Annotated in this window: 24 protein-coding genes; all 24 read left to right on the forward strand. The window is 37.5% G+C overall.

Features of this window, described 5'->3' with window-relative positions; genetic code table 11:
* The first annotated feature begins 92 nt into the window (after positions 1-92).
* The 24 genes from EJQ19_RS19845 to gmd all read left to right on the forward strand — a co-directional run bounded on the left by EJQ19_RS19845 (position 93) and on the right by gmd (position 24,892).
* On the forward strand, positions 93-494 hold the full coding sequence (locus EJQ19_RS19845) for a hypothetical protein (RefSeq protein WP_126142979.1): 402 nt from the start codon (positions 93-95) through the stop codon (positions 492-494).
* Positions 491-2,332, forward strand: a complete 1,842-nt coding sequence (locus tag EJQ19_RS19850; RefSeq protein ID WP_126142980.1) for a motility associated factor glycosyltransferase family protein — start codon at positions 491-493, stop codon at positions 2,330-2,332. Before EJQ19_RS19845 ends, EJQ19_RS19850 begins: the two co-directional genes overlap by 4 nt.
* Before the next feature lie 45 nt (positions 2,333-2,377).
* Positions 2,378-3,370 carry a polysaccharide biosynthesis protein gene (locus tag EJQ19_RS19855; RefSeq protein ID WP_126142981.1) on the forward strand — a complete coding sequence of 331 codons (993 nt, stop codon included), beginning with the start codon at positions 2,378-2,380 and terminating at the stop codon, positions 3,368-3,370.
* Between the two features lie 13 nt (positions 3,371-3,383).
* On the forward strand, positions 3,384-4,154 hold the full coding sequence (gene rfbF, locus EJQ19_RS19860; RefSeq protein ID WP_126142982.1) for a glucose-1-phosphate cytidylyltransferase: 771 nt from the start codon (positions 3,384-3,386) through the stop codon (positions 4,152-4,154).
* Entirely contained in the window at positions 4,145-5,239 is a 1,095-nt protein-coding gene (rfbG, locus tag EJQ19_RS19865) for a CDP-glucose 4,6-dehydratase (protein WP_241243006.1), read from the forward strand. Before rfbF ends, rfbG begins: the two co-directional genes overlap by 10 nt.
* Entirely contained in the window at positions 5,239-6,471 is a 1,233-nt protein-coding gene (locus EJQ19_RS19870; RefSeq protein WP_126142983.1) for a class I SAM-dependent methyltransferase, read from the forward strand. Before rfbG ends, EJQ19_RS19870 begins: the two co-directional genes overlap by 1 nt.
* Positions 6,472-7,005, forward strand: coding sequence for a dTDP-4-dehydrorhamnose 3,5-epimerase (gene rfbC / locus EJQ19_RS19875; RefSeq protein WP_126142984.1), 534 nt, complete (start codon positions 6,472-6,474; stop codon positions 7,003-7,005).
* Positions 7,002-7,910, forward strand: coding sequence for an NAD-dependent epimerase/dehydratase family protein (locus EJQ19_RS19880; RefSeq protein WP_126142985.1), 909 nt, complete (start codon positions 7,002-7,004; stop codon positions 7,908-7,910). The genes rfbC and EJQ19_RS19880 overlap by 4 nt, the downstream gene beginning before the upstream one ends.
* Positions 7,911-7,918: 8 nt before the next feature.
* Positions 7,919-9,112: a class I SAM-dependent methyltransferase gene (locus tag EJQ19_RS19885; protein WP_126142986.1), complete on the forward strand. Its 1,194-nt coding sequence runs from the start codon at positions 7,919-7,921 to the stop codon at positions 9,110-9,112.
* Positions 9,096-9,869 (forward strand): cephalosporin hydroxylase family protein, encoded by a 774-nt coding sequence (locus tag EJQ19_RS19890; protein WP_126142987.1) that lies wholly within the window; start codon positions 9,096-9,098, stop codon positions 9,867-9,869. The genes EJQ19_RS19885 and EJQ19_RS19890 overlap by 17 nt, the downstream gene beginning before the upstream one ends.
* Positions 9,830-10,735, forward strand: coding sequence for a hypothetical protein (locus tag EJQ19_RS19895; RefSeq protein ID WP_126142988.1), 906 nt, complete (start codon positions 9,830-9,832; stop codon positions 10,733-10,735). The genes EJQ19_RS19890 and EJQ19_RS19895 overlap by 40 nt, the downstream gene beginning before the upstream one ends.
* Positions 10,736-10,746: 11 nt before the next feature.
* Complete coding sequence (locus tag EJQ19_RS19900; protein WP_206438452.1) at positions 10,747-11,541, forward strand: TylF/MycF/NovP-related O-methyltransferase; 795 nt, start codon at positions 10,747-10,749, stop codon at positions 11,539-11,541.
* Positions 11,542-12,120: 579 nt separating this feature from the next.
* A complete protein-coding gene (locus tag EJQ19_RS19905) occupies positions 12,121-12,666 on the forward strand; it encodes a hypothetical protein (RefSeq protein ID WP_126142989.1) in 546 nt (181 codons plus the stop codon).
* Positions 12,667-12,988: 322 nt separating this feature from the next.
* Entirely contained in the window at positions 12,989-13,594 is a 606-nt protein-coding gene (gene cysC, locus EJQ19_RS19910; protein ID WP_126143046.1) for an adenylyl-sulfate kinase, read from the forward strand.
* A 48-nt stretch (positions 13,595-13,642) separates the two neighbouring features.
* Entirely contained in the window at positions 13,643-14,782 is a 1,140-nt protein-coding gene (locus EJQ19_RS19915) for a sulfotransferase family 2 domain-containing protein (RefSeq protein ID WP_164716638.1), read from the forward strand.
* Positions 14,783-14,834: 52 nt separating this feature from the next.
* Positions 14,835-16,142 (forward strand): glycosyltransferase, encoded by a 1,308-nt coding sequence (locus EJQ19_RS19920; protein WP_126142991.1) that lies wholly within the window; start codon positions 14,835-14,837, stop codon positions 16,140-16,142.
* Between the two features lie 28 nt (positions 16,143-16,170).
* Positions 16,171-17,655 carry an LbetaH domain-containing protein gene (locus EJQ19_RS19925; RefSeq protein ID WP_126142992.1) on the forward strand — a complete coding sequence of 495 codons (1,485 nt, stop codon included), beginning with the start codon at positions 16,171-16,173 and terminating at the stop codon, positions 17,653-17,655.
* A 42-nt stretch (positions 17,656-17,697) separates the two neighbouring features.
* Positions 17,698-18,822 (forward strand): glycosyltransferase family 2 protein, encoded by a 1,125-nt coding sequence (locus EJQ19_RS19930; protein WP_126142993.1) that lies wholly within the window; start codon positions 17,698-17,700, stop codon positions 18,820-18,822.
* Positions 18,823-18,843: 21 nt separating this feature from the next.
* The gene (locus EJQ19_RS19935) at positions 18,844-19,434 is read left to right on the forward strand and encodes an acyltransferase (RefSeq protein ID WP_241243002.1); all 591 of its coding nucleotides are present in this window, start codon (positions 18,844-18,846) and stop codon (positions 19,432-19,434) included.
* Positions 19,431-20,366 carry an NAD-dependent epimerase/dehydratase family protein gene (locus tag EJQ19_RS19940; RefSeq protein ID WP_126142994.1) on the forward strand — a complete coding sequence of 312 codons (936 nt, stop codon included), beginning with the start codon at positions 19,431-19,433 and terminating at the stop codon, positions 20,364-20,366. Before EJQ19_RS19935 ends, EJQ19_RS19940 begins: the two co-directional genes overlap by 4 nt.
* 10 nt (positions 20,367-20,376) lie before the next feature.
* A complete protein-coding gene (locus EJQ19_RS19945; protein ID WP_126142995.1) occupies positions 20,377-21,540 on the forward strand; it encodes a glycosyltransferase family 4 protein in 1,164 nt (387 codons plus the stop codon).
* 29 nt (positions 21,541-21,569) lie between these two features.
* Entirely contained in the window at positions 21,570-22,679 is a 1,110-nt protein-coding gene (locus EJQ19_RS19950; RefSeq protein WP_126142996.1) for a glycosyltransferase family 2 protein, read from the forward strand.
* Positions 22,666-23,778: a glycosyltransferase family 2 protein gene (locus tag EJQ19_RS19955; protein WP_241243007.1), complete on the forward strand. Its 1,113-nt coding sequence runs from the start codon at positions 22,666-22,668 to the stop codon at positions 23,776-23,778. Before EJQ19_RS19950 ends, EJQ19_RS19955 begins: the two co-directional genes overlap by 14 nt.
* Positions 23,779-23,803: 25 nt before the next feature.
* Positions 23,804-24,892 carry a GDP-mannose 4,6-dehydratase gene (gene gmd, locus EJQ19_RS19960; protein WP_126142998.1) on the forward strand — a complete coding sequence of 363 codons (1,089 nt, stop codon included), beginning with the start codon at positions 23,804-23,806 and terminating at the stop codon, positions 24,890-24,892.
* Positions 24,893-24,905: the final 13 nt, after the last annotated feature.

Consider the following 24,905-nt stretch of genomic DNA (forward strand, 5'->3'; position numbering starts at 1 on the left):
TTCTTGTTATTCCCTCTTTATATTTCTTCGACAAAAACCGATAATATTGTATAAGACTACATCATACAGGACATATATTGAAGAGGTGCTCTATGCCAAATAACCATAATAACTCCCAATTAAATGAAGTCGTAATGAGTTGGGAGCAGTATCTGAATCGTTCGGTGCCGTTCATGAAAGAGTTAGCGGATCGCTTTTATAGATCGATTGAACAACAGCCGTGGGGGGAACTGCCACAGCTAACTGAGGCTATTTTGTGGATTTTTCAAGTGTATGAGACATTAGCTCAAGCAGGGGCTTCCTCGTATGCGGTCTGGAAAGATGTTGAGCAGGTGATGAGCGGAATATCACGTGAATTGCAGGCGCTTAATGATGCTTTAAGTGACAAAGACCCTGTGGCAGTTGGAGATATAATGAATTACGAAGTATTACCTAAATTAGAAGAATTGCATAACCTGGTTTCAACAATCATTAAACATGAGGTTGTTCAATGAAACTTACTGATAATATAGTGTTACTAAAAGCCAAGTATCCCTATCTTATAAGTAGAATCGTTCTAAATGGGAGTAACGATACTGTTCAGGTTATAGAAACAAAGTCGGGGCATCCTACATTAGCAATTAATCATTCTGCTCATATTGATTATTTACATAGTAAGTATAATCCGGTGCATGAGGCTGAAAAGTTTATCGACCAATATGTTAATAGTGAGCACAATCATGTGCTTTTTTATGGTGTTGGACTCGGGTATCATATCGAATGCTTTGTAAAGCATTTTCCTTCAGTACCCTTTTCAATTTATGAGCCGGATGTTGAGGTGTTTCAGGCCTTTATTACGCATCAAAATCTGAAAAGCTGGAAGATGCTCAGATATATTTATGTGGAAAGCAATGCGCAACAATGCAGAGGCGATGTACAAGATTTTGTAACCCAAACTAACGGACAAGTTACGATCATTAGTTTGCCGAGTTACGAGCGTGCTTATGGAAAAGCCTATAAATTTTTCTCTGAGAGCATGCAGCATTGTCTCCAAGAAGCACGAAAGTTGTTTCAGATTAGACATGCCTTCGAAAAAAAATGGATCATTAATAGCTTAGATAACTTTAAGTATACGATTCAAGCAGGCAATATTTTCGATAAAAAAATGGTTTTTGAAGGAAAGCCTGTTATTATCGTAGCTGCTGGACCTTCCTTAAATGAAGAAATCGAAAATTTGCGTTATATTAAAGAAAGCAAATCGGCCTACATCTTTGCAGTAGGGTCAGCCATTTCATCCCTTCTGCACAATGGGATTATTCCAGACGGAGCTTGCACCTACGATCCGCATTTTCACAATGTAAATGTTATTAAGAAAGTAATCGAAGAGAAGATAGAGAGCATTCCACTTATCTACGGGTCCACGGTAGGGGCTGGAACGCTCAAGGACTACCCAGGGCCGATGCTATCGTTCTTTACTGATAAAGATCCCGTTGCGGATATTCTTCTCAGAAGGCCGGACGGTACTGCTTTTGAGAAACTTGAGGATGCTCCATCTATTGCTGTTGTAGCGCTACAGTTATTTTATCGATTAGGCTGTAATCCGATTATTATGGTGGGTCAGAACCTGGGATTCCGGAATAACAGCTACTATGCGAGTGGCATCCAATATGGAGAGCGCGGTTCTCAGCTTTTACAAGGAGATATCGATGCTGCTTTTCAGGTTGAAGATGTCTTTGGAAATCTTATTCAAACGGACTGGTCTTTTAACACTATACGCTTGGACATGGAGTTCCACTTGAAGAATTACACAGATAGAATGATTATTAATACCACGCAGGGTGGTGCTAAGATACAAGGAACACAATTTATGAATCTTAAAGATGTGATAGGGCAGCATTTGCAGCAACAAGATATTACTGATGGAAATTGGTATGTAAGTAAGGAGCCTACTTATGACCGTGATTACATGAGAAAACAATTTGAGTTTTTAGATGAGAAGTATATAGATTTTTTGCAACAAGTGGATGAGGTTGTTAGACTATTGAGCGAAATGAACCGTAGTGTTAAGCAAAAAAACAGCAAAAAGGCATTCAAGCTTTCCCATAAGTTCGATACCGCATTCGAGATTTTTCAAAGAAATGAGTATTACAAAACGGTTTTAAAGCCTATGAATATGCTTCAGCTTGAGTGGCTTATCAAACAGTTCGATGCTATTGTTCATGAACCGGATATGTTGGTTAAAACAACGAAAATTATTGAGAAAATTGGCAAGGTTGTCTATGATATCCGGCAGGATTTATCAATGATAGAACCCTTGTATTTAAATGCACGACAAGCTGTACAGAATGCCTGAGTCCTGAAAGTGCCGTTATTAATTAGAAGTGGGGCCGTATTTTATATGTATACACAAAAGAAAATACTAATTACCGGTGGAACAGGCACCATTGGGCGACATTTACTGAAAACGATTCTTACTTACAGCCCTACAGTTGTGCGTATTTATAGCCGCGACGAGCATAAGCAGTATGAAATGCAGCAGGAGTTCAAAGAATTTACAAACATCCGCTATTTAATCGGCGATATTCGTGATGAGGTTAGATTGCTGCGCGCAATGGAAGATATTGATTACGTATTTCACCTGGCTGCGATGAAGCACGTGCCAGCATGTGAGTATAACCCGTTTGAAGCTGTGAAAACGAATGTACTGGGCACACAAAATGTCATTCAAGCAGCAATTGCTGCAAAGGTGAAAAAAGTGCTTTTCACAAGCACTGATAAAGCGATTTCTCCGACAAACACTTACGGAGCAACTAAGCTAACTTCCGAAAGATTGATTTCTGCCGCGGAGTATCAGAAGGGGCCAAAACAAACGGTGTTTTCATCGGTTCGGTTTGGTAATGTGATGAGTTCCCGCGGCTCGGTCATTCCTCTTTTTAAAAAGCAAATATTAGAAGACCGTTGTATTACGGTAACAGACCTGAAGATGAAAAGATACATGATGACTCCTACTCAAGCGATCTCACTTATGCTTAAAGCGAATGAGTTAGCTAAGGGAGGAGAGGTATTCGTGCTGAAGATGCCTGTCATCAACCTGAAGGATTTAGCGGAGGTCATGATCGAGAAAGTATCAGAGAAATACGGTATCACTGAACAGGTTGAAATTAAGGAAATTGGCTTACGACCTGGTGAGAAGATGTATGAGGAACTCATGTCTGATGACGAAGTAAGGGGCTCGTTGGAGACATCTGAGATGTACATTATTCCTTCGCATTTTACTGATCATGAGTACAGCGAAGCGGTTAGAACGTTGGCGATGCCTTCAATAGAAACGGATGCTTACATTGGTAAAGATGTTCTGGGTGAATGGTTACTGTCTGAAAAGCTAATATAGGGAGATAATGGATATGAAAGCTGTAATTCTTGCTGGAGGCCTTGGTACTAGAATTAGTGAAGAAACCCATCTTAAACCAAAACCCATGATTGAAATTGGTGGAAGGCCGATCCTATGGCATATCATGAAGATATATTCTCATTACGGTATTAATGAATTTATTATCTGCTTAGGTTATAAAGGGTATTTGATTAAGGAGTATTTCGCTAACTATTTTTTGCACATGTCTGACGTGACGTTTGATTTATTGAAGAATACAATGGAAGTTCATCAAAATAATGCAGAACAGTGGAAAGTGACCCTTGTGGACACTGGAGAACATACGATGACTGGAGGAAGACTTAAGCGAATTCAATCCTATATTGGAAATGAGCCGTTTTGTTTTACTTATGGTGATGGTGTAAGTGATATTAACATTGCGGAGTTGATTAAATTTCATCAAAGTCGACAAACTCTTGCGACTGTAACGGCGGTACAACCTGCGGGGCGTTTTGGAGCATTGGATCTCAATCAACACTTAGTGACATCCTTTGATGAAAAACCGCAAGGTGATGGGGCCTGGGTCAATGGAGGCTTTTTTATTCTAGAGCCACAGGCGCTAAATTATATCAAAGGCGACGAAACCGTGTGGGAGCAGGAGCCCATAGAAAGATTAGCCCAAAATTCGCAGCTTTCGGCCTATCGCCATAATAGCTTCTGGCAGCCAATGGACACGCTGAGAGACAGGGTGAAGTTGGAAGAAATGTGGGAAACAGGAGCGGCGCCGTGGAAGGTATGGGTATAAGTATGAGACAGCAATTCTGGCAAGGAAAGAGAGTGCTTATTACAGGTAATACAGGCTTCAAAGGAAGTTGGCTATCCCTATGGCTAACTCATTTAGGAGCAGAAGTGTTTGGGTTTGCTCTAGAACCAAAGAACCCTAGTCTATTTAAACTACTTCGCTTGGATCAGAGTATGGCATATACGTTTGGGGATGTTCGTGATACAGATCGCGTAGTAAAGGCTGTAAGCGAATTAAAACCTGAAATTATCTTCCACTTGGCAGCGCAATCCCTAGTCAGGCCTTCTTATACAGATCCTGTAACTACATTTTCTACGAATATTATGGGCACGGTTTCCATAATGGAAGCTGCTAGGCTTCAAGATCATGTTCGAGTTTTAATTAATGTAACAAGTGATAAATGTTATGAAAACAAAGAATGGATTTGGCCGTATAGAGAGACGGATCCTATGGGTGGGCATGATCCTTATAGTTCGAGCAAGGGCTGTTCAGAACTAGTGACATCGGCGTACCATAAGTCATTTTTTGATAAAGGAAACAGAGATATAGCAATCGCATCTGCGAGAGCAGGGAATGTTATTGGTGGAGGAGACTGGGCGGCAGACCGGCTCATTCCTGATATATTAAATGCCTTATCTGAGAATAGGAATATCGTCTTACGGAATCCAAATGCAATTCGTCCATGGCAGCATGTGCTCGAAGCCTTAGGAGGATACTTACTGTTGGCCGAGAAGGTGTGGGAGAATAAAGATCTATCCGGTGCTTGGAATTTTGGGCCATCACCATCTGCGGAGACTGCTGTAGTTAATGTAGCGAGTAAGCTGGTTCAGTTCTGGGGACAAAGTCGCAGCAAGGTAATTTATGATACGCTTGAAAACCCTCATGAAGCAATGACACTTAAATTAGATAGTACCAAAGCGCATTTCCTTTTGAATTGGAAACCACGTCTTACACTAGATGAATCCTTGAAGTGGATTGTTGATTGGCATCGTCAATACTTGCAACAAGAAAATATGCATCACGTTACGCTGGAGCAAATAGTAAAGTATGAAAAGTGTAGTAGTTCTGAGCTAAGGAGCAGATCCTGATGGAAGATAGAAAATGTCGCTTCTGCGACGCGGCGCTTACAGTAACTTGTGTTGATCTTGGTATGACACCTTTATCGAATTCCTATTTGCATCAGGGTTCTTTAGATAAAAAAGAAAGTTTCTATCCTTTGCATGCCTATGTGTGCGGAGAATGCTTTTTGGTTCAATTGGAGAAATTTGAATCAGCTGAGCATATTTTTAGTGACTATGCATATTTTAGCTCATACTCCGATAGCTGGCTTGAGCACATGAAGCAATATGTGAGCGAGATTACTTCTGATTATGAATTAACTAGCGAATCTCTGGTAATTGAAGTAGCTAGCAACGATGGATATTTACTGCAATATTTCAAAGAGTTGAATATACCTGTTCTAGGAGTTGAACCGGCAGCTAACGTAGCTAAAGTTGCTAAGGAGAAGGGGATTGAAACGTACGTTAATTTTTTTGGGAGGAAGGCGGCGTCTGAGCTAGCATCAATGGGTAAGCAAGCGGATTTGTTGATTGGCAATAACGTTTTGGCTCATGTACCGGATCTTCATGATTTTGTGGAAGGTATGTCTTTAGCGCTTAAACCAAATGGTATTATTACCATGGAGTTTCCTCATCTTCTTCGGCTTATGTCGGAAAATCAATTTGATACCATATATCACGAGCACTTTTCTTATTTTTCACTAATTACTGTTATGAAGATCTTCGCCTCAAAAAAATTAACCGTATTCGATGTCCAGGAGTTGCCGACTCACGGGGGCTCTATACGTATTTACGCTCAACATAAGGAGTCCGGAGAACATCCGGTAAGTAGCAGGGTAGAGAATATGTTGAAAAAGGAAGAGTCTTTCGGAATGTATGATCTATCAAGATATACAGCTTTTTCAGAGAATGTGAAAGCAACGAAGCGTGCGATTCTGGAGTTTTTCATCACAGCTAAAAATGAGGGCAAAACCATAGTCGGGTATGGAGCTCCCGCAAAAGGAAACACGCTTTTGAACTATTGTGGAGTTGGTATGGATTTTATCGACTATACAGTAGATCGCAGTCCTCACAAGCAAGGATTATTTCTACCAGGCACACGTATTCCAATCTATGATCCGATCAAAATCGCAGAGACAAAACCAGATTATATTCTAATTTTGCCATGGAATCTCAAGGATGAGATTAGTAAACAGATGAAACACATTTATGAGTGGGGAGGACGATTTGTCGTACCGGTCCCTGAAGTGGAGGTGTTTTAACTGCTATTCACAGAAACTAGATTAAAGGATGCTTACATCATTGAATTGGACAAGATAGAGGATGATCGCGGTTTCTTCGCCAGATCCTGGTGCCGAGAAGAGTTTAAGCAACGGGGAATGAATCCGAATCTTGTTCAGTGCAATATCTCCTACAATAAGAAAAAAGGAACATTAAGAGGAATGCACTATCAGGTAGCCCCTCATGAGGAAGCTAAGTTGGTGAGATGCACCAGAGGTGCTATTTACGATGTCATTATCGATTTGCGCCCCGAGTCTAAGACATATAAGAAGTGGGTTTCAGTTGAATTAACCGCGGACAATAGAACGATGCTGTATGTTCCAGAGGGATTTGCTCATGGGTTTCAGACGCTTCAGGATGAAACAGAGGTGTTTTATCAGATGAGTGAGTTTTATGATCCTGAATGTGCGAGAGGTGCACGGTGGGATGATCCGGCCTTTGGGATTGAGTGGCCTGGGGAACATGGACATGTCATATCAGCCAAAGATAGAAGTTATTCGGAGTATCTGTTATGAAAAGAATATTGGTGACTGGGGCAAACGGTTTTATTGGCAAGAATGTTTTACTTCAGTTAGCTAATTCAGAGTATGAGGTTCATGGGACTACTAGAGATTTAGTTCAACATAGTGATCAGTCGAATATGCAACACCATCGAATTGATCTAATGGATCGCATGCAAGTAGTTTCATTGATGAATGAAGTTAGGCCGACACATTTACTACATTTAGCATGGTATACAAAGCCCAAAATGTATTGGTCCTCATTGGAGAACTTTGAGTGGTTGCAAGCCAGTATTCATTTGGTTCAAGAATTCTATAGATCAGGCGGACGGCGGGTTGTTGTTGCAGGAAGTTGCGCTGAGTATGATTGGGTACAAGGTTATTTACAAGAAGCTATAACACCTTTATGCTATACATCTCCTTATGCAGCCTGTAAGAATTATCTTCAGGGTATTCTAGAATCATATTCCAAGCAGGTAAACTTAAGCTATGCATGGGGAAGGATTTTTTTCTTATACGGCCCTTACGAGCATCCCGATAAGCTAGTTTCCTCCGTAATAACTTCGCTATTAAAGAGTCAGGAAGCACAATGCACACACGGGGAACAACTTAGGGATTTTTTACATGTTAGCGATGTGGCGAATGCTTTCATCTCTATACTTAACAGTGAGCTCCAGGGGACGGTAAATATCTCCTCAGGTCAGCCTATAAAAATAAGTGATATTATTATGGGGATTGCTGCAAAGTTAAACAGGGAAGATCTGGTCAAGTTTGGAGCTATTAAATCACCTCTAAATGAACCTTATTTTATAGTTGGAAGCAATCAAAGGATTACTCACGAAACGGGGTGGACTCCTACGGTTTCGCTTTCTGATGGTTTGGAAAATACAATTAACTGGTGGAAAAGTCAGTTGTCTTAGGAGGAAACATGAACTCTATCCCTCAGTGCCCAATATGTAACTCACTTGAAACAAAATGTTTCCTAAGAAGATTGGAAGTTCCTGTACACCAAAACTTACTTATGAAGAGTCAAAAGAGTGCACAAAGTATAAACCGTGGCGATCTGTCTTTATATGTTTGTACATCATGTGGATTTGTATTTAATACTGATTTCGACCTTGCGAAGATGAACTATAGTTCCGAATATAATAATTCTCAAACATATTCCCCTTTTTTCGAGCAATATGTCAATGGTCTTGTTCAGCGTATATCCGAAGAAGTAGGTGATACAGACTGCACAGTGATCGAAATTGGTTGTGGCAAGGGTGATTTTCTTAAGCGTATTGTACAAACTAACCCGAATGTTAAAGGTTTTGGTTTTGACCCTAGCTATGAAGGGGATAGCACTTACAATGATGGTAGACTGACTTTCATAAAAGAATTTTATGATGCAAACTATGCTCATATTAACGCCGATATAGTGATATGTAGGCATGTTATCGAACACGTAGAAACTCCTGTTCAGTTGTTAAGTACTGTTCGACAAGCCCTAATTTCAAGTGCAAATACGAAGTTGTTCTTTGAAACTCCTTGCGTAGACTGGATATTGGAAAATCAAGTTTATTGGGATTTTTTCTATGAACATTGTTCGTATTTTACGAAGAGTTCTTTAACAACCGCTTTTGAAAGGGCTGGCTTTCAGGCTGAAAGAATTACCCATATATTCAATGGACAGTATTTATGGATGGAAGCGACTTTAGGGGATGTCAAGGATACGGTTTCAGTAGATGATTCAAAAAGAACGTATCAGTTGGCTGAAAGGTTTACTCAGAATGAATTTGTAATAACAAATAAATGGAAAACTACGCTTCAAACAATGGAACTACAAGGAAGTATTGCTGTTTGGGGTGCAGGTGCCAAAGGTGTCACCATCGCGAATTTGTTAGATCCAGAGTGTAAACTAATAAGTTGCATTGTGGATATTAATCCCGCCAAGCAAGGGAAGTATTTGCCTGGGACAGGACATCCGATTGTCGGTGTTACAGAGTTGGAATACTATAATATTTCTGATGTGGTTGTAATGAATTTGAATTACAGGGATGAGATAGCAAGTTTATTACAACAGCACAATATAAAAGTAAATTTGATTGAATTGGAGACCCACAATGAGAATAACCATTGATACTGAGAAAAGATTGCTCATTGAACAATCAGAACATCAATTAATTGAAAGGCCTCTCTATTCTAAAGAAGCATTCGAAATCATTTCCGAACTTTGGGTAAAAGTAGGATGGAATGAGAAATATAGCTACACATTTTCATGGATGGGAAGGCCTGTAATTCAACTTCCAGAAGATATGATACGTATTCAAGAGGTTATTTACGAATTAAAGCCTGATGTTATTGTTGAAACAGGAGTAGCACATGGCGGATCTCTGATTTTTTATGCGACCTTGTGTAAAGCGATGAACCAGGGAAGAATCATTGGCGTTGATATTGAAATACGCCCGAACAATCGTAAAGAGATTGAAAGTCATGAACTAGCCTCCTACATTTCGTTGGTAGAAGGCGATTCTGTACAAGAAGCAACACTAAGTCAAGTTAAGTCACTAATTAAAAATGGTGAAAAAATTCTAGTTGTACTTGATTCTAATCATTCTAAGGATCATGTTGCAAAAGAGCTAGAAGCTTATCATGAGCTGGTTTCAGAGGGATCGTATATTGTGGTTACAGATGGGATTATGAAAGATTTATATGATACTCCTCGTGGAGAAGGCGATTGGAAACAGGATAACCCGGTTAGTGCAGTTGAAGAGTTTCTAGAAAAATATCCTCAGTATCAATTATCGCAACCAAGTTGGCCTTTTAATGAGAGTGAATTGACGGAGAATATTACACATTGGCCATCATCCTGGTTAAAAAAGGGGAAAATGGAATGAATCTATATATTAATCCAACAGTAAGCAGCGAAGAAATTCATAATAAACTCTATGCTGGTGATTTATTAGTGTTTACTAATAAGAGAAGCGCCTTGCTATTAGTAGAATACGCAAGAGAGTTGATAGCAGAAGTTTTTGGCGAGCTGAATCCATTGAAAGCTCAGGAAGCAATGACGGTGGAGGAATTTGTGAAAATCGTTGGACCCCTGAAATCAAAATTCACCAATAGTCCTCGTACTAAAGAATTAGTAAAAGGCATAATGGAAGAACTTGATTACGATCTAACAGAAACTTATTTTGATGTACCGCGGCTACGAATTGTCACACATGATAATTACTTGAGTTCAGGAGTCGGTTATGCCTATAAGCCACACCGTGACACTTGGTATGGTAGTCCAGTGCAACAAGTGAATTATTGGCTTCCAGTATTTGATATTACCTCGAAGAATGGGCTTGCATTTTATCCTAAATATTGGAATGAAAAAATCGCGAATACTTCATCAGAGTTTAGTTATAAAGAGTGGGTTGAGGTCGGTCGAAACTTGGCTATTTCTCAAATTAAAACAGATACTCGCAAGCATCCATTGCCAAGTGAGGAAATTGCTATTAGTGATGAAATGAGATTTAGCTGTAGTGCCGCAGAAATGGTGGCATTTTCTGCTTCGCATCTTCATGGGACAGTTCCAAACCAAGCTGGTTTTACACGTTTCAGTATAGATTTTCGTGTTGTAAAACATAAAGATTTAAAAGATGATTTTGGGGCACCCCATATAGATAATGATTCAAAAGGTACGACACTAGGTGATTTCCTGCGAGGCAGTGATCTTGGGCCTATACCACGTGATATTGTTTCTAAATTTGAATGAGGAGTTTCCAAATGACTAAAAATATGGATGATCCATCACCAACAATGCACGATCCCAATACACAGTCGCAGCAAGACTACACATATAGAGAGGCGTTAGAAGCATACTTTCAAGAGAGCCTTGGATCTGGTGTCGAGAAGATGGAGAATTTCACTAAGTATACTCCGAGGCAAACCTTAGCACGTTTTTTAGCTAGGTATGAAATATTCAAACTGATTGAGAATGTTCATGGCTCAATCGTAGAATGCGGGGTCTTGTTTGGTGGTGGCTTAATGGGTTTCGCTAATATTAGTACAATTCTAGAGCCTTATAATTTTCAAAGAAAAATTATTGGGTTTGATACGTTTAGCGGTTTTCCTGAAGTAGCGGCTGAGGATTTAGAGGGATTGTTAGAAAGAAAGTCAACTCATTTAAAAAAGGGTGGATTTGCTGCTCCCAATGCTTATGAGGATCTTAAGCAATCAATTGAGGTATTCAATAAAAATCGGTTTCTTTCTCATTTCTCTAAGGTTGAGGTCATTAAAGGGGATTTTGAGGAAACTTGTGAGAAGTATATCTCGGATCACCCTCATCTAGTAATAAGTTGTCTCTATCTTGATTTTGATATCTATAAGCCGACCAAAGTTGCGATAGAGAAATTAGTGAACCGTATTCCAAAGGGTGGAGTTATAGTGTTCGATGAGTTAAATGAAGAAGCATTTCCTGGGGAGACTATTGCTGTTATGGAAATGATAGGGATTCCTAATCTTCGAATTAGAAGGTTCACATTTGAACCTAGAATTTCATATGCCGTTATTGGGGAATAATCAAAAGGATTTCTACAGGGGGGATAGTATGTCAATCTTGCAAGAAGAAAGATCAATACTCATTTGGGGAACAGGAGAGGGGGGGAGGAAGAGCTATTAATTTTATACAAGTGACTCTAATAATACGGTAATTGGGTTTGTGGACTCAGATACTAAGAAAGCCGGTAGTACATTATTTGACTTACCTATTTACTCTCTTGAGCAATGGATTGTTAATTATAAAGATAGCGCGCTACCGTACATTGTTATTGGGTCATCTTTTTTTGATGAAATTATTCAAGTGCTAAATAGATATAATTTACTTGAAGGGGCGAATTATGAAAAAAGCAAGGTGATTAACCCCAGTAGAAGAAATATATATCTGGGGTAATGATTAGAAAGCAGTGGAGACTTATAATCACTACTACTATAAAAAGAATATGAACATACTTGGGTTTGTTACTGATAGCAAAGAGAATTCATTGACTAATAATGTGCCATTATTTGATGAGAAAGTATTAATTGATGATTATAATCCATATGTTATTATTGGATCTCTATTAGTCGACTCGGATAAGGAATAAGCTATTTTTAAAGGGTATGCATGAGGGTATTGATTTCGAAGTAAGTGAATTAATAAATCGGCCTCAAAAAGTGAATTTTTCTGGATGGGGAATGCAAACTGCTCATGAGAATCCGTGGAATGATAAATATCAATGGGGAAATTTCCGGGAAACAAATACGTTATTGAAAAGTAACTTCGATCATGGATTACTTTATGGAGTTAGCTCAAATAATATTGATTATTTACAGTATAGACATTGGAATGTTTCTTTTGCAATAAGATATGCACTTGAATTCAAAGAGGATAATTTAAACTCTTTTAATTTAGTTGAATGTGGAGTAGGAGACGGATTGAGTGCCTTGTTTGCACTAGCGGAAGTTGATGACTATTATAAAAAATTAGCAGGGTCTGTATCGTACAAATTCCATCTATATGATGCATGGGAAGACATAAAAAACGATGCTACTCTTTCTTCTGAGATGAAATCAGTTGGAGTAAAATATCAAACACAATCAATCGAAAGAGCCAAAAGTAATCTTATGAAATATTATCAGCTTTACAATTTTTTTATCCCCGCTTAGCTAGAAGAGGTGTTGTTGTTTTTGATGACTACGGGTGGGCAAATTACAAGGATACTAAAGAGATTATAGATGAATTTTTCTCTGATAAGCCTGGTATTATTATGAAGCTTCCAACAGGACAAGCGATCTTTTTTGGAAATAGTCAATATTAATTGATCGGTTTAAAGGTTTTCACCGAGATTCCATTTCATCACAGATTCCTGTGGGAGAAACTCCTTACATCGGTGAATACCGGGGGGTTATCTTTTAAGGGGGGAACTAACCTTTGAATAAAGAGAATGAAATATGTATCACGTCCGCAAATATTCAAGAACAGAGGAGAATTACGGATCACAAACATCTCTATTGGCACCAAACGAAAATAACGAGGGAACAAAGGAGCAGTTTAAATGGTCATAAAAGCTTCGTTATTTGGTTTTCAGGATTATCTGGATCAGGAAAGTCCAGTTTGGCAAATGAAGTAGAAAGAATGTTATACGATAAAGGATTTAAGACTTACATATTAGACGGAGATAATGTGCGCCATGGACTAAACAGAGACCTTGGCTTTGGTATATCGGAAAGAAGGGAAAATCTAAGAAGAATAGGAGAAACTGCAAAGCTATTCATTGATGCAGGTGTAATTGTATTAGCAGCTTTTATATCACCCTATCATGAAGATCGTCAAATGGTATATTCTCTTTTCGATAAACAAGAAGTTATTGAAGTATATGTAAAATGTTCATTAGAAGAGTGTGAACGTCGTGATGTAAAGGGACTATACACCAAAGCAAGGAAGGGGGAAATTAGGGATTTTACCGGTATTTCCTCCCCGTATGAAGAACCTGTTAATCCTGATTGCGTTGTAGAAACAGAAGTACTATCAAAAGAGGAATCAGCAAAGCAGATTATCGATTTTTTAATTGAGTCAGGGAAAATAGAAAAATAGCGTATTGATAATTTTGATAATTATTAAATAAGGAGGGGGATGTTTTGTATGAATGAAATAAATGATAACTTGCTTATACACCTGCATGTTCCCAAAACGGGCGGCACAACAATGAGAAGTTTAGTTAGACGGCAATTTGACCGTTCTAAAATAAAAGAAATATACCCGCACTTTGGAATGGCAGACTCTATTAATCAGATTCATGACATGACGCCTGAAGAGAAAACTGCAATCAATTGTTTGCAAGGACATTTCGTATATGGTGTCCATGTTTATTTTCAAAGACCTGTACAATATATTGCTATGCTTAGAGATCCAGTCGAACATATCATTTCTACCTATTACTATATAAAAGGTGATCCCAACCATCCGTATTATCAAGAATTAACGACCAATAATATAACATTAGATAATTTTCATGAGTGGAGATCACAGTACTTTACTGAGCTTAACAATTCACAAACGAGGTACATGGCTGGGGTTGCTTCAAGAGAGCTATTACCTGAGGATTTGGAAGCTGCGAAGAAAAACGTTCGAGAGCAGTTCGCATTGGTGGGTTTGACTGAACGGTTTGACGAATCCGTCTTTTTATTAAATAAAACCCTTGCTTGGAATATCGTGACTTACAGAAGTCAAAATGTTACAGCTGTTCGTCCGAAGCAAAAAGAGTTACCGCATGATTTGATTCAAAGAATTCGAGAGAACAACAAATTAGATGTTGAATTGTATAATTTTACTGTTGAGTTATTCAATCAAAAAATTGAGGAACTAGAAGCTGAGACTAAATTAGAGTTGGCTAAATTCATTCAGAACAGAAAAAGTTTTGATTTCATTTACGATTTTGGAAAGAGTATGTTGAGTGAACAATTTATTGATTGGATTGTGAATGTTGGAAGTTGTCGGGTTTATTTATTTGGAGCTGGGGAGGCTGGCAAGCTTGCGCACAATGTAATAAATGAGATGAATAATAGACTAGGGTTAAATATTGAGATACAAGCATTTATAGATAATGATCCACAAAAGTGGGGCCAGTATTTGCTCGGAACTCAAGTTAAGGGAGTTGATTCAATTGATCATTCTATAGCGGACCATATTGTTATTGCTTCTATGTATGCAGATGATATTGAAAAGCAGTTATTAGAAGTTAAGATACCTGAAAATAAAATTATTTTCAGTCTGATTAGATGAAGGCTTTAAAACCAACTGTCTTTAATTTATATTCAGGCAAGGTGGTTGAAATATGAGTGATTATGAGAATGAGCCATTAGTAAGCATTGGCTTACCTGTGTATAACGGAGAAAAGTATTTACAATCTGCATTGGAATCATTGCTTTCTCAGGACTACAGAAATATTGAAATTATCATTTCAGATAATGGTTCAGAAGATTCAACAGAGGATATTTGCAAATCCTTTTTGTATGGCGATTCCAGAATTCATTATTACAGAAATGATACGAACATAGGAGGAATCCAAAACTTTAAGAAAGTACTAGAGCTTTCAAGTGGAGAGTATTTCATGTGGGCGGCCCACGATGATTTAAGAGAACCTCAATTTGTCAGAGATTGTGTAAAACAGTTAGAGAATAATCCTACTGCAGTTATGTGCATGTCTGATGTACTTCTAATTGATTCGGAAGGGAAGACAATTAAAGAATTTGAAGTATTTGATACTCGAGGGAAATCAATCAGCGAGAATATTATTGAATGGATAACCAGGTTTTGGTGGTATGAGATTTATGGATTAATACGAAGGAAAGATCTAAGTGCACTTGATATAAGTCGTGAAGAATTCGGAATAGATGTTATTTGGGTACTCGAATTAATGCTTCGTGGGCAGATACTAAGAGTAGATAAGAAGTTGTTTCAATATAGACAAATAACCAAGCCAGCGGAAGAGAATGTCAATGCAATCACATCTGATGAACAGAGAAGATTGGAAATATCTTCAATGCCTTGGACACAATTTGCAAGAAATTTATACTTAACTATTGAGAGCTCTGATTTAGAAGCCGAGACTAAATCTGATATTCTAGGGCGAATGACTAATGTGTTTTCAAAAGATTATCAGGAATGGAAAAACCAACTTTATCTTGAGAATCTGGAGTGGTGTAATTCTATTCTAATTGATTCGGATTATATTGAAGAATTTTTGTATCTAAGGCTCACCTCAATGCTATCTGTGGAACAAATCTTAGCAAGACTAAGCACGCAATCGCTTGATAAAAGGTTAAAAGAAATATCAAAATGCCGGCCAATTATGATATGGGGTACCGGTAGTGTTGGGGAAAACGTTTATCAGGAGTTAAGCTTATTCAATATTAAAGTATCTGGCTTCTTAGATTCTAATTTGGAGAAGAATGGAGTGGTTTTTAATCGAACACTTATTCATTCTCCCGAGATTTTGGGTGTAACTAAATCCCCATCACCATTCGTCATTATTGCATCAAGCTATGCAAAGGAAATCTCGACTAATTTGATTGGAAAAGGGTATGAAGAAAAGAAGGATTTCATTACGAAAGATATAAATAAGAAGCACGCGTATGTTTGAACTTTGAGATGTACTGGGGGCAACGTTGGTGTATAAAAATTTAACAATCGCAACATCAATTGCACCATTTAATTTATCGGTTCAGAAGCAAGCAATTAGTTCGTGGTTAAATTGTGGATTTCGTGTTGTTTCGATTAATTCAATAGAGGAAATAAAGATATTACAAACTGAATTTTCCAATGTGGAATTTGTTGAAACGAAAAGTAACGCGGCGAATAAATATGGGAAGCCTTATATATATTTTGACAATTTTTTAGATTATTTTAGTTCTGCCGACTCGAAGATATGCGGAATTGTCAATTCAGATATTCACTTTATTAACTTTAGCGATCAATTATTTCAATTCATAATAGGACAATCTAATCAGTCAATTGTATATGGTTCAAGAATCGATATTGACTCAATTGTTAACTTACACGGGGATGTCTATGAATTGGGATTAGACTTTTTCTTTTTTGATAAAGACATAATTCCCCTTTATCCGAAAAATGAATTTTGCATAGGACTCCCGTGGTGGGATTATTGGGCGGTTCTAGCTCCTATCCTAAAGGGGATAACGGCAAAAAGGTTGATAACACCGTTTGCATACCATATAAAACACTCGATCAACTGGAACAAAGATTACTGGTACAGTCTTGGAATCACCTTATCACAATTCATAAATACTCATACAATTAAAAATGATGAAGATTTAGGGGAGTTTGGTTATTCTGTTTTAGATTTCATTGAAAAAAGTTCAAGTTACATTAACTTGTCTGATAGAGTCAAAACAAAACGTATTTTATTTGTTTATGATAATAAAGGAATACAAAGTTCTGAATCTAAAACATATGAAAGTATAGTTAACCAAACTTATCCCAATAAAAGTATCGTTTTTGGTAACAATCAAGATAATTTTCATGACCAGGTTGAATATGACTACATCTCTTATATTCAAGAAGGAAGTATCTTGCATCCTAATTATGCAGAAATAATGTTATCATTTAACAATGACCCTGATATTATCTTCTGTAATTTTAAAGTTAATAAAACGAGAACGAGTATATTTTATTTGTCTTCATCTGTTTCTGAGGAGGGAGAAGTCAGTAGACACTACAATTCAAACATGGTTTACAAGCGTGGGGTTTTCTTACGAGATGGAATAATTCGAGGAGAAAAGAAGGGTAGCAAGGCATGTTTCGTTGGACATTCACTTGTCCATACGAATTACACAAGTTATATTGAGAATTTACTCCAAGGGAAGAAAAATATCTTCATATATGGTTGTGGAGGTCATACTAAACAACTCATTGAACTGGTTGATTTTAGCTCATTTGATTTGAAAGGTATCATTGATAGCAATCCTTCAGGCAATTATTTTGAAGGATACCCTGTCTATGCAGCAAATGAAATTAACAATTTGGTAGTTGGGTGTATTCTTATTTCGTCATTTTCCTTTGAAAGTGAAATATATGAGCAACTAATAAAAGTCATTAATAAAGGTAAGATTATTCGAATTTATAATAATACTTAAGATAGTATTACATATATACTAGATAAATGAGGGAGAAGATAAATGAGTAAGAAATTGAGAGTCTCCATCATAACAGCTTCATACAATAGCGAGAAATATATTGAACAAACCATACAAAGTGTTGTTCAACAAACATATACAAATATCGAGTATATCATCGTAGACGGAGGGTCTACTGATAGCACATTAGAAATTATACAAAAGTACCGAGAGCGAGTAGCAATTCTGATCTCTGAACCAGATAATGGGGTATTTGAAGCTTTTAACAAAGGGCTGAGAGTTGCAACTGGGGATATTATTTATTTTCTTAACTCAGATGATTTTCTTGCTGACGATAAAGCTATTGAGGATATTTCACGAATATTTAATGAATACCCAGATGTGAAATTCGTTCATGGTAATATTGAGACACTGAACGATTCTACCGGTTATTTTGATATAAGTGGCCAAAGTGTATCTCTATTAGATATTAAGGAGGGAAGGATCCCCCCACACTCTGCATCGTTCGTAAGGAAAGAAATTATTGCTGCATGTGGTGGGTTCGATTTGGAATATAAGATTGGCAGTGATACAGATTTAATTGTAAATATTTTCAAAAACTATTCGGAATACTGCCTTTATACAAACCGTGTCATATCGAAATTTAGGTTAGGCGGCTTATCCAGCCAAGGGAAAAACCGAAAAAAAGCGATAGAAGAGATAAATAATATCCTGCAAAAGCACTTTGGAACGCGACCAGATTATCAACAAACTATTTTGAATACGAATTTGAAGTACTATAAGAAATGGGTTGAGATTCTGCTTTTTTCAGATCATCCTATTTCTTCATGTTTAACAGAATATACGATCAATAATGTGGCAATATTTGGAACGAGGGAGATTGCTGTATTGATGTTGCAAGACTTAAAAAGATCGAGTATTCATACAGTTGCGTTTTTAGATAATAATGTTTTAAGACAAGGAAAAGAGATTATGAATACGCCTATTTGCTCTCCAGATTGGCTCAAGGATCATAATCAGGATATAGATGCCATTATTCTGGCTATAGAAGGCGAATATGAGGAAGAAATCAAAGATCAAATTAAAAGCATTACTAATAAAGATCAATTAAGAATTTTTTCGTGGAGAGAAATTATTCTGATGAACCCTAATAATACTTTTATTTAGTATACAAAGGAGTATCAAACCTTGTCTATTGAAATAATGAATACATACCCGCGGCTCTTTGAAATTAAGGAATCGGCAATTTTAATGCCTAATATTTTATTCCGCTTTGATGTACCTCGAGAGAATGATAAATGTGTTTTTATTGGTGAGGACTGCATCATTAATTGCCAATTTATATTCGAGTCCAGAGATGGCTGTATCAAGATCGGTAACCGTAGTTTTATCAATGGTGGGACAAGGCTTATATCTAGAACTCAAATAACCATTGGGAACGATGTTACAATCGCTTGGGGTTGTACAATTTACGATCATGATTCCCATTCATTAAATTGGGAAGCTCGTGTTGAGGATATGAAGCAGCAATTGGCAGACTACAGATCGGGAAATAATATGGTACTAAATAAAAATTGGGACACTGTGAATTCTAAGCCAATTACAATAGAAGACAAGGTATGGATAGGTTTTGATTCGGTAATTTTAAAAGGTGTTACGATCGGCGAAGGAGCTGTCGTAGGCGCCAAGTCTGTCGTTACAAAAGATGTCGAACCATGGACTGTTGTGGCGGGTAATCCGGCACGGGTAATCAAGCGAATTGATCAGGAGAGAAAATGAAACATACGCGTATTATAGTTACTGGTGCAGGTGGGTTTTTAGGATCGTATTTATCTCATTACTTTCATTTACAACGTGCTGAAGTTATTCCTTGTGGTCGGTCTTTGAGTCAGAATGACCTAATCAAGAAAGTTCACTGGGAAAGGAAAGTTGAAGCTCAATTGCCCTCGAAAGCATTTGAATCGTTGCTGCTACAGTCACCACCATCCTTAATAATCCATTGTGCGGGCACATCTTCAGTTCAGCATTCAGTTGCCGAGCCGTATGAAGACTTTAAGCAATCAGTAAATTTGTTTTCCTATGTTTTAGAGTGTGTAAGAAAGTATTCTCCTAGGACTAAAGTTGTCTTATTATCAAGTGCCTCGGTGTATGGGTGCCCTGAAACCTTACCTGTTTGCGAAGACATGCAAACACAACCTATCTCGCCGTATGGTTATCACAAGTTAATGAGTGAATTATTAGCAGAAGAGTATTCTAAAGTCTATGGATTATCTACGCTAGTATTAAGGATTTTCTCCGCATATGGAGAAGGGTTGAGAAAACAGGTTCTGTACGACTTATGTTCCAGATTTTTAGATCATACCAGCGATAATGTTCTAGTTTATGGAACAGGAAATGAAACAAGAGATTTTATTCATATTAGCGATTTGGCTAAAGCAATAGATGTATTAATCCATCATAATACATCAGGTATATTTAACATAGGTTCAGGTATAGGAACTACAATAGGAAAATTAGCCTATCTCATCCGTGACAGTTTCTCAATTGATAAAGAAATTGTGTTTACAGGTAATGTAAGAAAAGGGGATCCGTTATACTGGGAGGCCAATATTGATAAGCTTGCTTCTTACGGTTTTACTCCAGAGATATCCATAGAAGCAGGGGTAAGTAAATATTGTAATTGGGTGAAAAACCATAGTGGAAGAAGGTAGGGGGTTCTTTATGAAAGCCAATTATAAGATTGCTCTCAGGATAATTGGTGGCGAAAAGTGGCTAGGCGGAGTTTCTTATATTGAATTACTTGCAAGGGCTGTGTCCACCCTGCCACCAATGGAACGTCCTGAATTATTTTTAGTTGCGGCAGACAGCAGTCTGGATGATTTTTACCTTCATGAGCATTTTCTTCATTGTTTCGATGGCATTATTTATGTAGGAAAGGATACTACGAGAGCATCCGATCAAATTAAACACCCATGGATTCATTGTTCTTCTTATGATGAACTATCTGAAAAGATAGACTTCTACTATCCTGTATTAATGGATGTTTTGCCTCATCGTTGTGCCGCTTCATGGATTCCGGATTTTCAGTATCGGTACCTTCCCGAAATCACTTCACAGGAAGAACGTTTGAAACTAGATCTCAAGTATCAAGAAATAGCTGATCGAGCTAAGCTTATTGTTTTTAGTAGTAATGATGCAAGAGAGGATTTTCATGGATTCTACCCTGACTCCAAAGCTGTAACTAAAATATTATCATTTCACGTGGAGCCGGACGCCAGATGGTATGATGTGAATCCTAGGGACATACAAAATAAATTTGGTTTGCCCGATAAATATATCATATGTTGTAATCAGTTTTGGGCACATAAAAATTTTGAGGTATTGTTCAGGAGTATACGTATATTGAAAGACAACGGTCATGTTATTCATGTTGTTTGTACAGGGTCGACCGAAGACTATCGGGTACGGGATTATTTTACAATGATAAAACAATTAATTAGTGAACTGGACATATCTGATCAAGTACATATTCTTGGAATTATTTCTCGAGAAGAACAGATTCAATTAATACGCAGAAGTTGTTTAGTTGTTCAACCATCATTATTCGAAGGCTGGAGTACTATAGTAGAAGAATGCCGTGCACTAGGAAAGACAGTGGTATTGTCCGATCTTAAGGTTAATCTGGAACAAAATCCGCAGCATGCTATTTATTTCGATCGCACGGATGCAGAGGATCTAGCTCAAAAATTGAAACATGCCTATCTTGCAGCGGCTGGGCCTGATTTAGAGCGTGAGAAGGTAGCTAGAGATAATTCAGTGCATTTGATGCGGACCTTTGCTTTGCAATTTAGTGATATATGGCAAACAGCTAAGCAAATTTTTTGATTTTTGTGTTTAATTAAAGGGGGGCTATTATGAGTACAAGCCTTAAAGTATCCGTTATTACTGCAACTTATAATAGCGAAAAGTATGTTGAGAGCGCGATTAAAAGTGTAATAAACCAAAGCTATAAAAATATTGAATATATTATTATTGATGGGGCATCTAAAGATAATACATTAAAAATAGTTGAAAATTATGATTCCAAAATAGATAAGCTGATTTCCGAAGAGGATTTGGGCATTTACGATGCTTTTAATAAAGGAATTCGACATGCTACTGGAGATATTATTTATTTCTTGAATTCTGATGATACATTATCTGATGATTCAGTGATTGAGGAAGTAGTGTCACTATTCGATGAGAATCCAAATACTTGGTACGTATATGGGAACGTTCAGTTCCTTGAGAACACAGAAGATATGACTGTTTACGGTAGAGAATTTTCCGTTCAAGATTTCCAAAAAGGATATGCGCCACCTCATCAAGCTGTGTTCGTGAAAGCTGAATTTTTCCATCAATATGGTCTATTTAATTTAGAGTATGCTGTTGCGGGGGACTTTGAATTTTCATTACGATGCTTTTTGAATGCAGCAGAAAAAGAAACTATGTATGTAAATAAAGTATTAGCTAATTTCAGAATCGGTGGAGTTTCTTCTAGTTATAAGACAAGAATAAGAGGTTTAATGGAGAAGGAAAAAATTATTAATCATTATTTCCGAGTTTCTACTGATTTCACCAGTGTTGAAATACAAAATAACGCTTTGTTCAGGACATGGTTCGAGATTCTTCTTTTACAAAACAAAGGAATATCCAGGGTATTAAAAAAATATGAGATCAACAATGTTGCTATATTTGGAACATTAACTACTTGTAAGTATTTAATTAAGGATTTGGAATTAGAAAATTTATGCATTAAAGGGATTTTGGATAATAATGAAAATATGCAAGATAAAAAAATACTTGGCTATGATATAAAGCCCGTGCAGTGGGTTAAAGAGAATATAAAACTTGTAGATGCTATTATTGTATCTATTGAAAGTTCAAGAGATAAAGAGGTTATTAAATTTTTGAATGATGCTTTTGCAGATCAAATTAAAGTATTCTCTTGGAAGGATCTGATTGAATCTTATGCTTCCCATTAGAGGTCCCAAAATTTCCATCATTACAGCGTCTTATAATAGTGAATCTACAATTAAGCAGACCATTCAAAGTGTTTCGGAACAAACCTACTCTAATATAGAGTATATTGTCATTGATGGAGGCTCTATCGATAGAACTAAAGACATCTTGAGGGCGAATCGCAGTAGTATTTCACATTTGGTTTCAGAACCGGATAAAGGTATATATGATGCATTCAATAAAGGGGTTTCCAAAAGTACAGGAGATATTATTTATTTCCTAAATTCGGATGATTCGTTATATGACCAGTATGTTATAGAAGATATTGCACGTTTCTTTGTCGAGCATCCTGAAGCTGACTTTTTATGTGCTAAAGTTTTGGCCAAAGAATTCAACAGCGATTTTTCCTACAAAATGGGTAAGTATATGACGTTAGATGATTTTAAAAGTGGTCAAACGTATCCTCACCAAGGTTTTTTTGCAAAGAAAAAGTTGTTCGAACGATACAAGGGTTTTAATTTAAAATACAAGCTTGCTGCAGATTTGGACTTTATGTTGAAATGTTTTGAAGATAACAATAATTCATTCCATTTTCTGGATCGAATAGTGGCTTTATTTAGATTAGGGGGAGCTTCCAATGGTAGTTCCGGAAGGCAAGATACAATCAATGAAGCTAATTTCATTTTGCGTGAGCATTTCGGTGTTGAAGATCAGCTGACGGCGATAGCCCCTAAGGAGGAGTTGCAAGGTCTGTATAAAAGTTGGTTAGAAAAACTGCTTTTAAATAAAAGAGGCATCTCTTCAGTTTTGAAGGATTTAAACGTCAACAGAATCGCTATATTTGGTGCAATGAAAACGGGGCTTTACCTTCTTGAAGATTGTTTGCAATTTGGAGTTGAGGTATTAACATTCTTGGATAACAATCAGGCAATGCATAATGAGTTTACGAGGGGGGTTTCTATACAATCCCCGGATTGGTTAAGAAGTCATCACAGTCAAATTGATGGCGTTGTCATCTCTGTTGAAGGCCCTGTGGATCATGCTATACGTAACCAAATATTTAGTATTGCGGGCAGTGAAATAAAAGTGTTCACATGGAAAGAATTAATTTTATTACTGTAACTTACATAGACGGGAGATAATTAAAGTGAAACCCAAAGCACTAATTACAGGTGTGACTGGACAAGACGGCGCGTACTTATCCGAGTTTCTTTTGAAAAAAGGCTATGAAGTCCATGGTATCAAGAGAAGAGCATCTTCATTCAATACCGACCGAATTGATCATTTATACCAAGATCCCCACGAAAGCAATGTTAATTTTCACCTCCACTATGGGGATCTAACGGATTCCACCAATTTAATCCGCATCATTCAAGAGGTAAAGCCCGATGAGATTTATAATCTTGCTGCGCAGAGCCATGTCCAGGTATCCTTCGAAACCCCGGAGTATACAGCTAATTCGGATGCATTAGGAACTCTTCGCTTGCTGGAAGCCATTCGTATTACGGGACTTACTGAGAAAGTGAAGTTTTATCAGGCATCAACCAGCGAGTTGTATGGTAAAGTACAGGAAATTCCTCAAACAGAAAAAACACCATTTTATCCACGTAGTCCGTATGCCGCGGCTAAAATTTATGCATATTGGATCACAGTAAATTATCGTGAAGCTTATAACATGTTTGCATGTAATGGTATTTTATTTAACCATGAATCACCTCTTCGGGGTGAAACGTTTGTAACAAGGAAAATTACAAGAGCTGCATCACGTATCAAACTTGGACTTCAGAATAAGTTGTATTTGGGTAATTTGAATGCCAAAAGGGATTGGGGATTTGCCGGAGATTATGTCGAGGCCATGTGGCTGATGCTTCAACAGCAAACTCCTGAGGATTATGTAATTGCTACTGGAGAAATGTACTCGGTGAGGGACTTCGTTTCGGCTACATTTAAAGAAGTCGGCATAGAGTTAGAATGGACTGGTGTAGATACTGGGGAGAAAGGTATCAATAAAGAGAATGGACAGATTCTTGTTGAAGTCGACCCCCGCTATTTCCGACCGACAGAGGTAGAGCTTTTGTTAGGCGATCCGACAAAAGCAAGAACCAAACTTGGCTGGAAACCGAAGGTTGGATTCCCTGAGCTTGTGCGAATGATGGTTGAGGCAGATATGGAAGAGGCGGAGAAAGACCTTCTTATTTCCAAAGAGGGTTATAAAACCAAGCGCTATTTTGAATAATAAGGGGTCTTGT

The organism is Paenibacillus whitsoniae (assembly GCF_003955665.1).
Classification (GTDB): Bacteria; Bacillota; Bacilli; order Paenibacillales; family NBRC-103111; genus Paenibacillus_E; species Paenibacillus_E whitsoniae.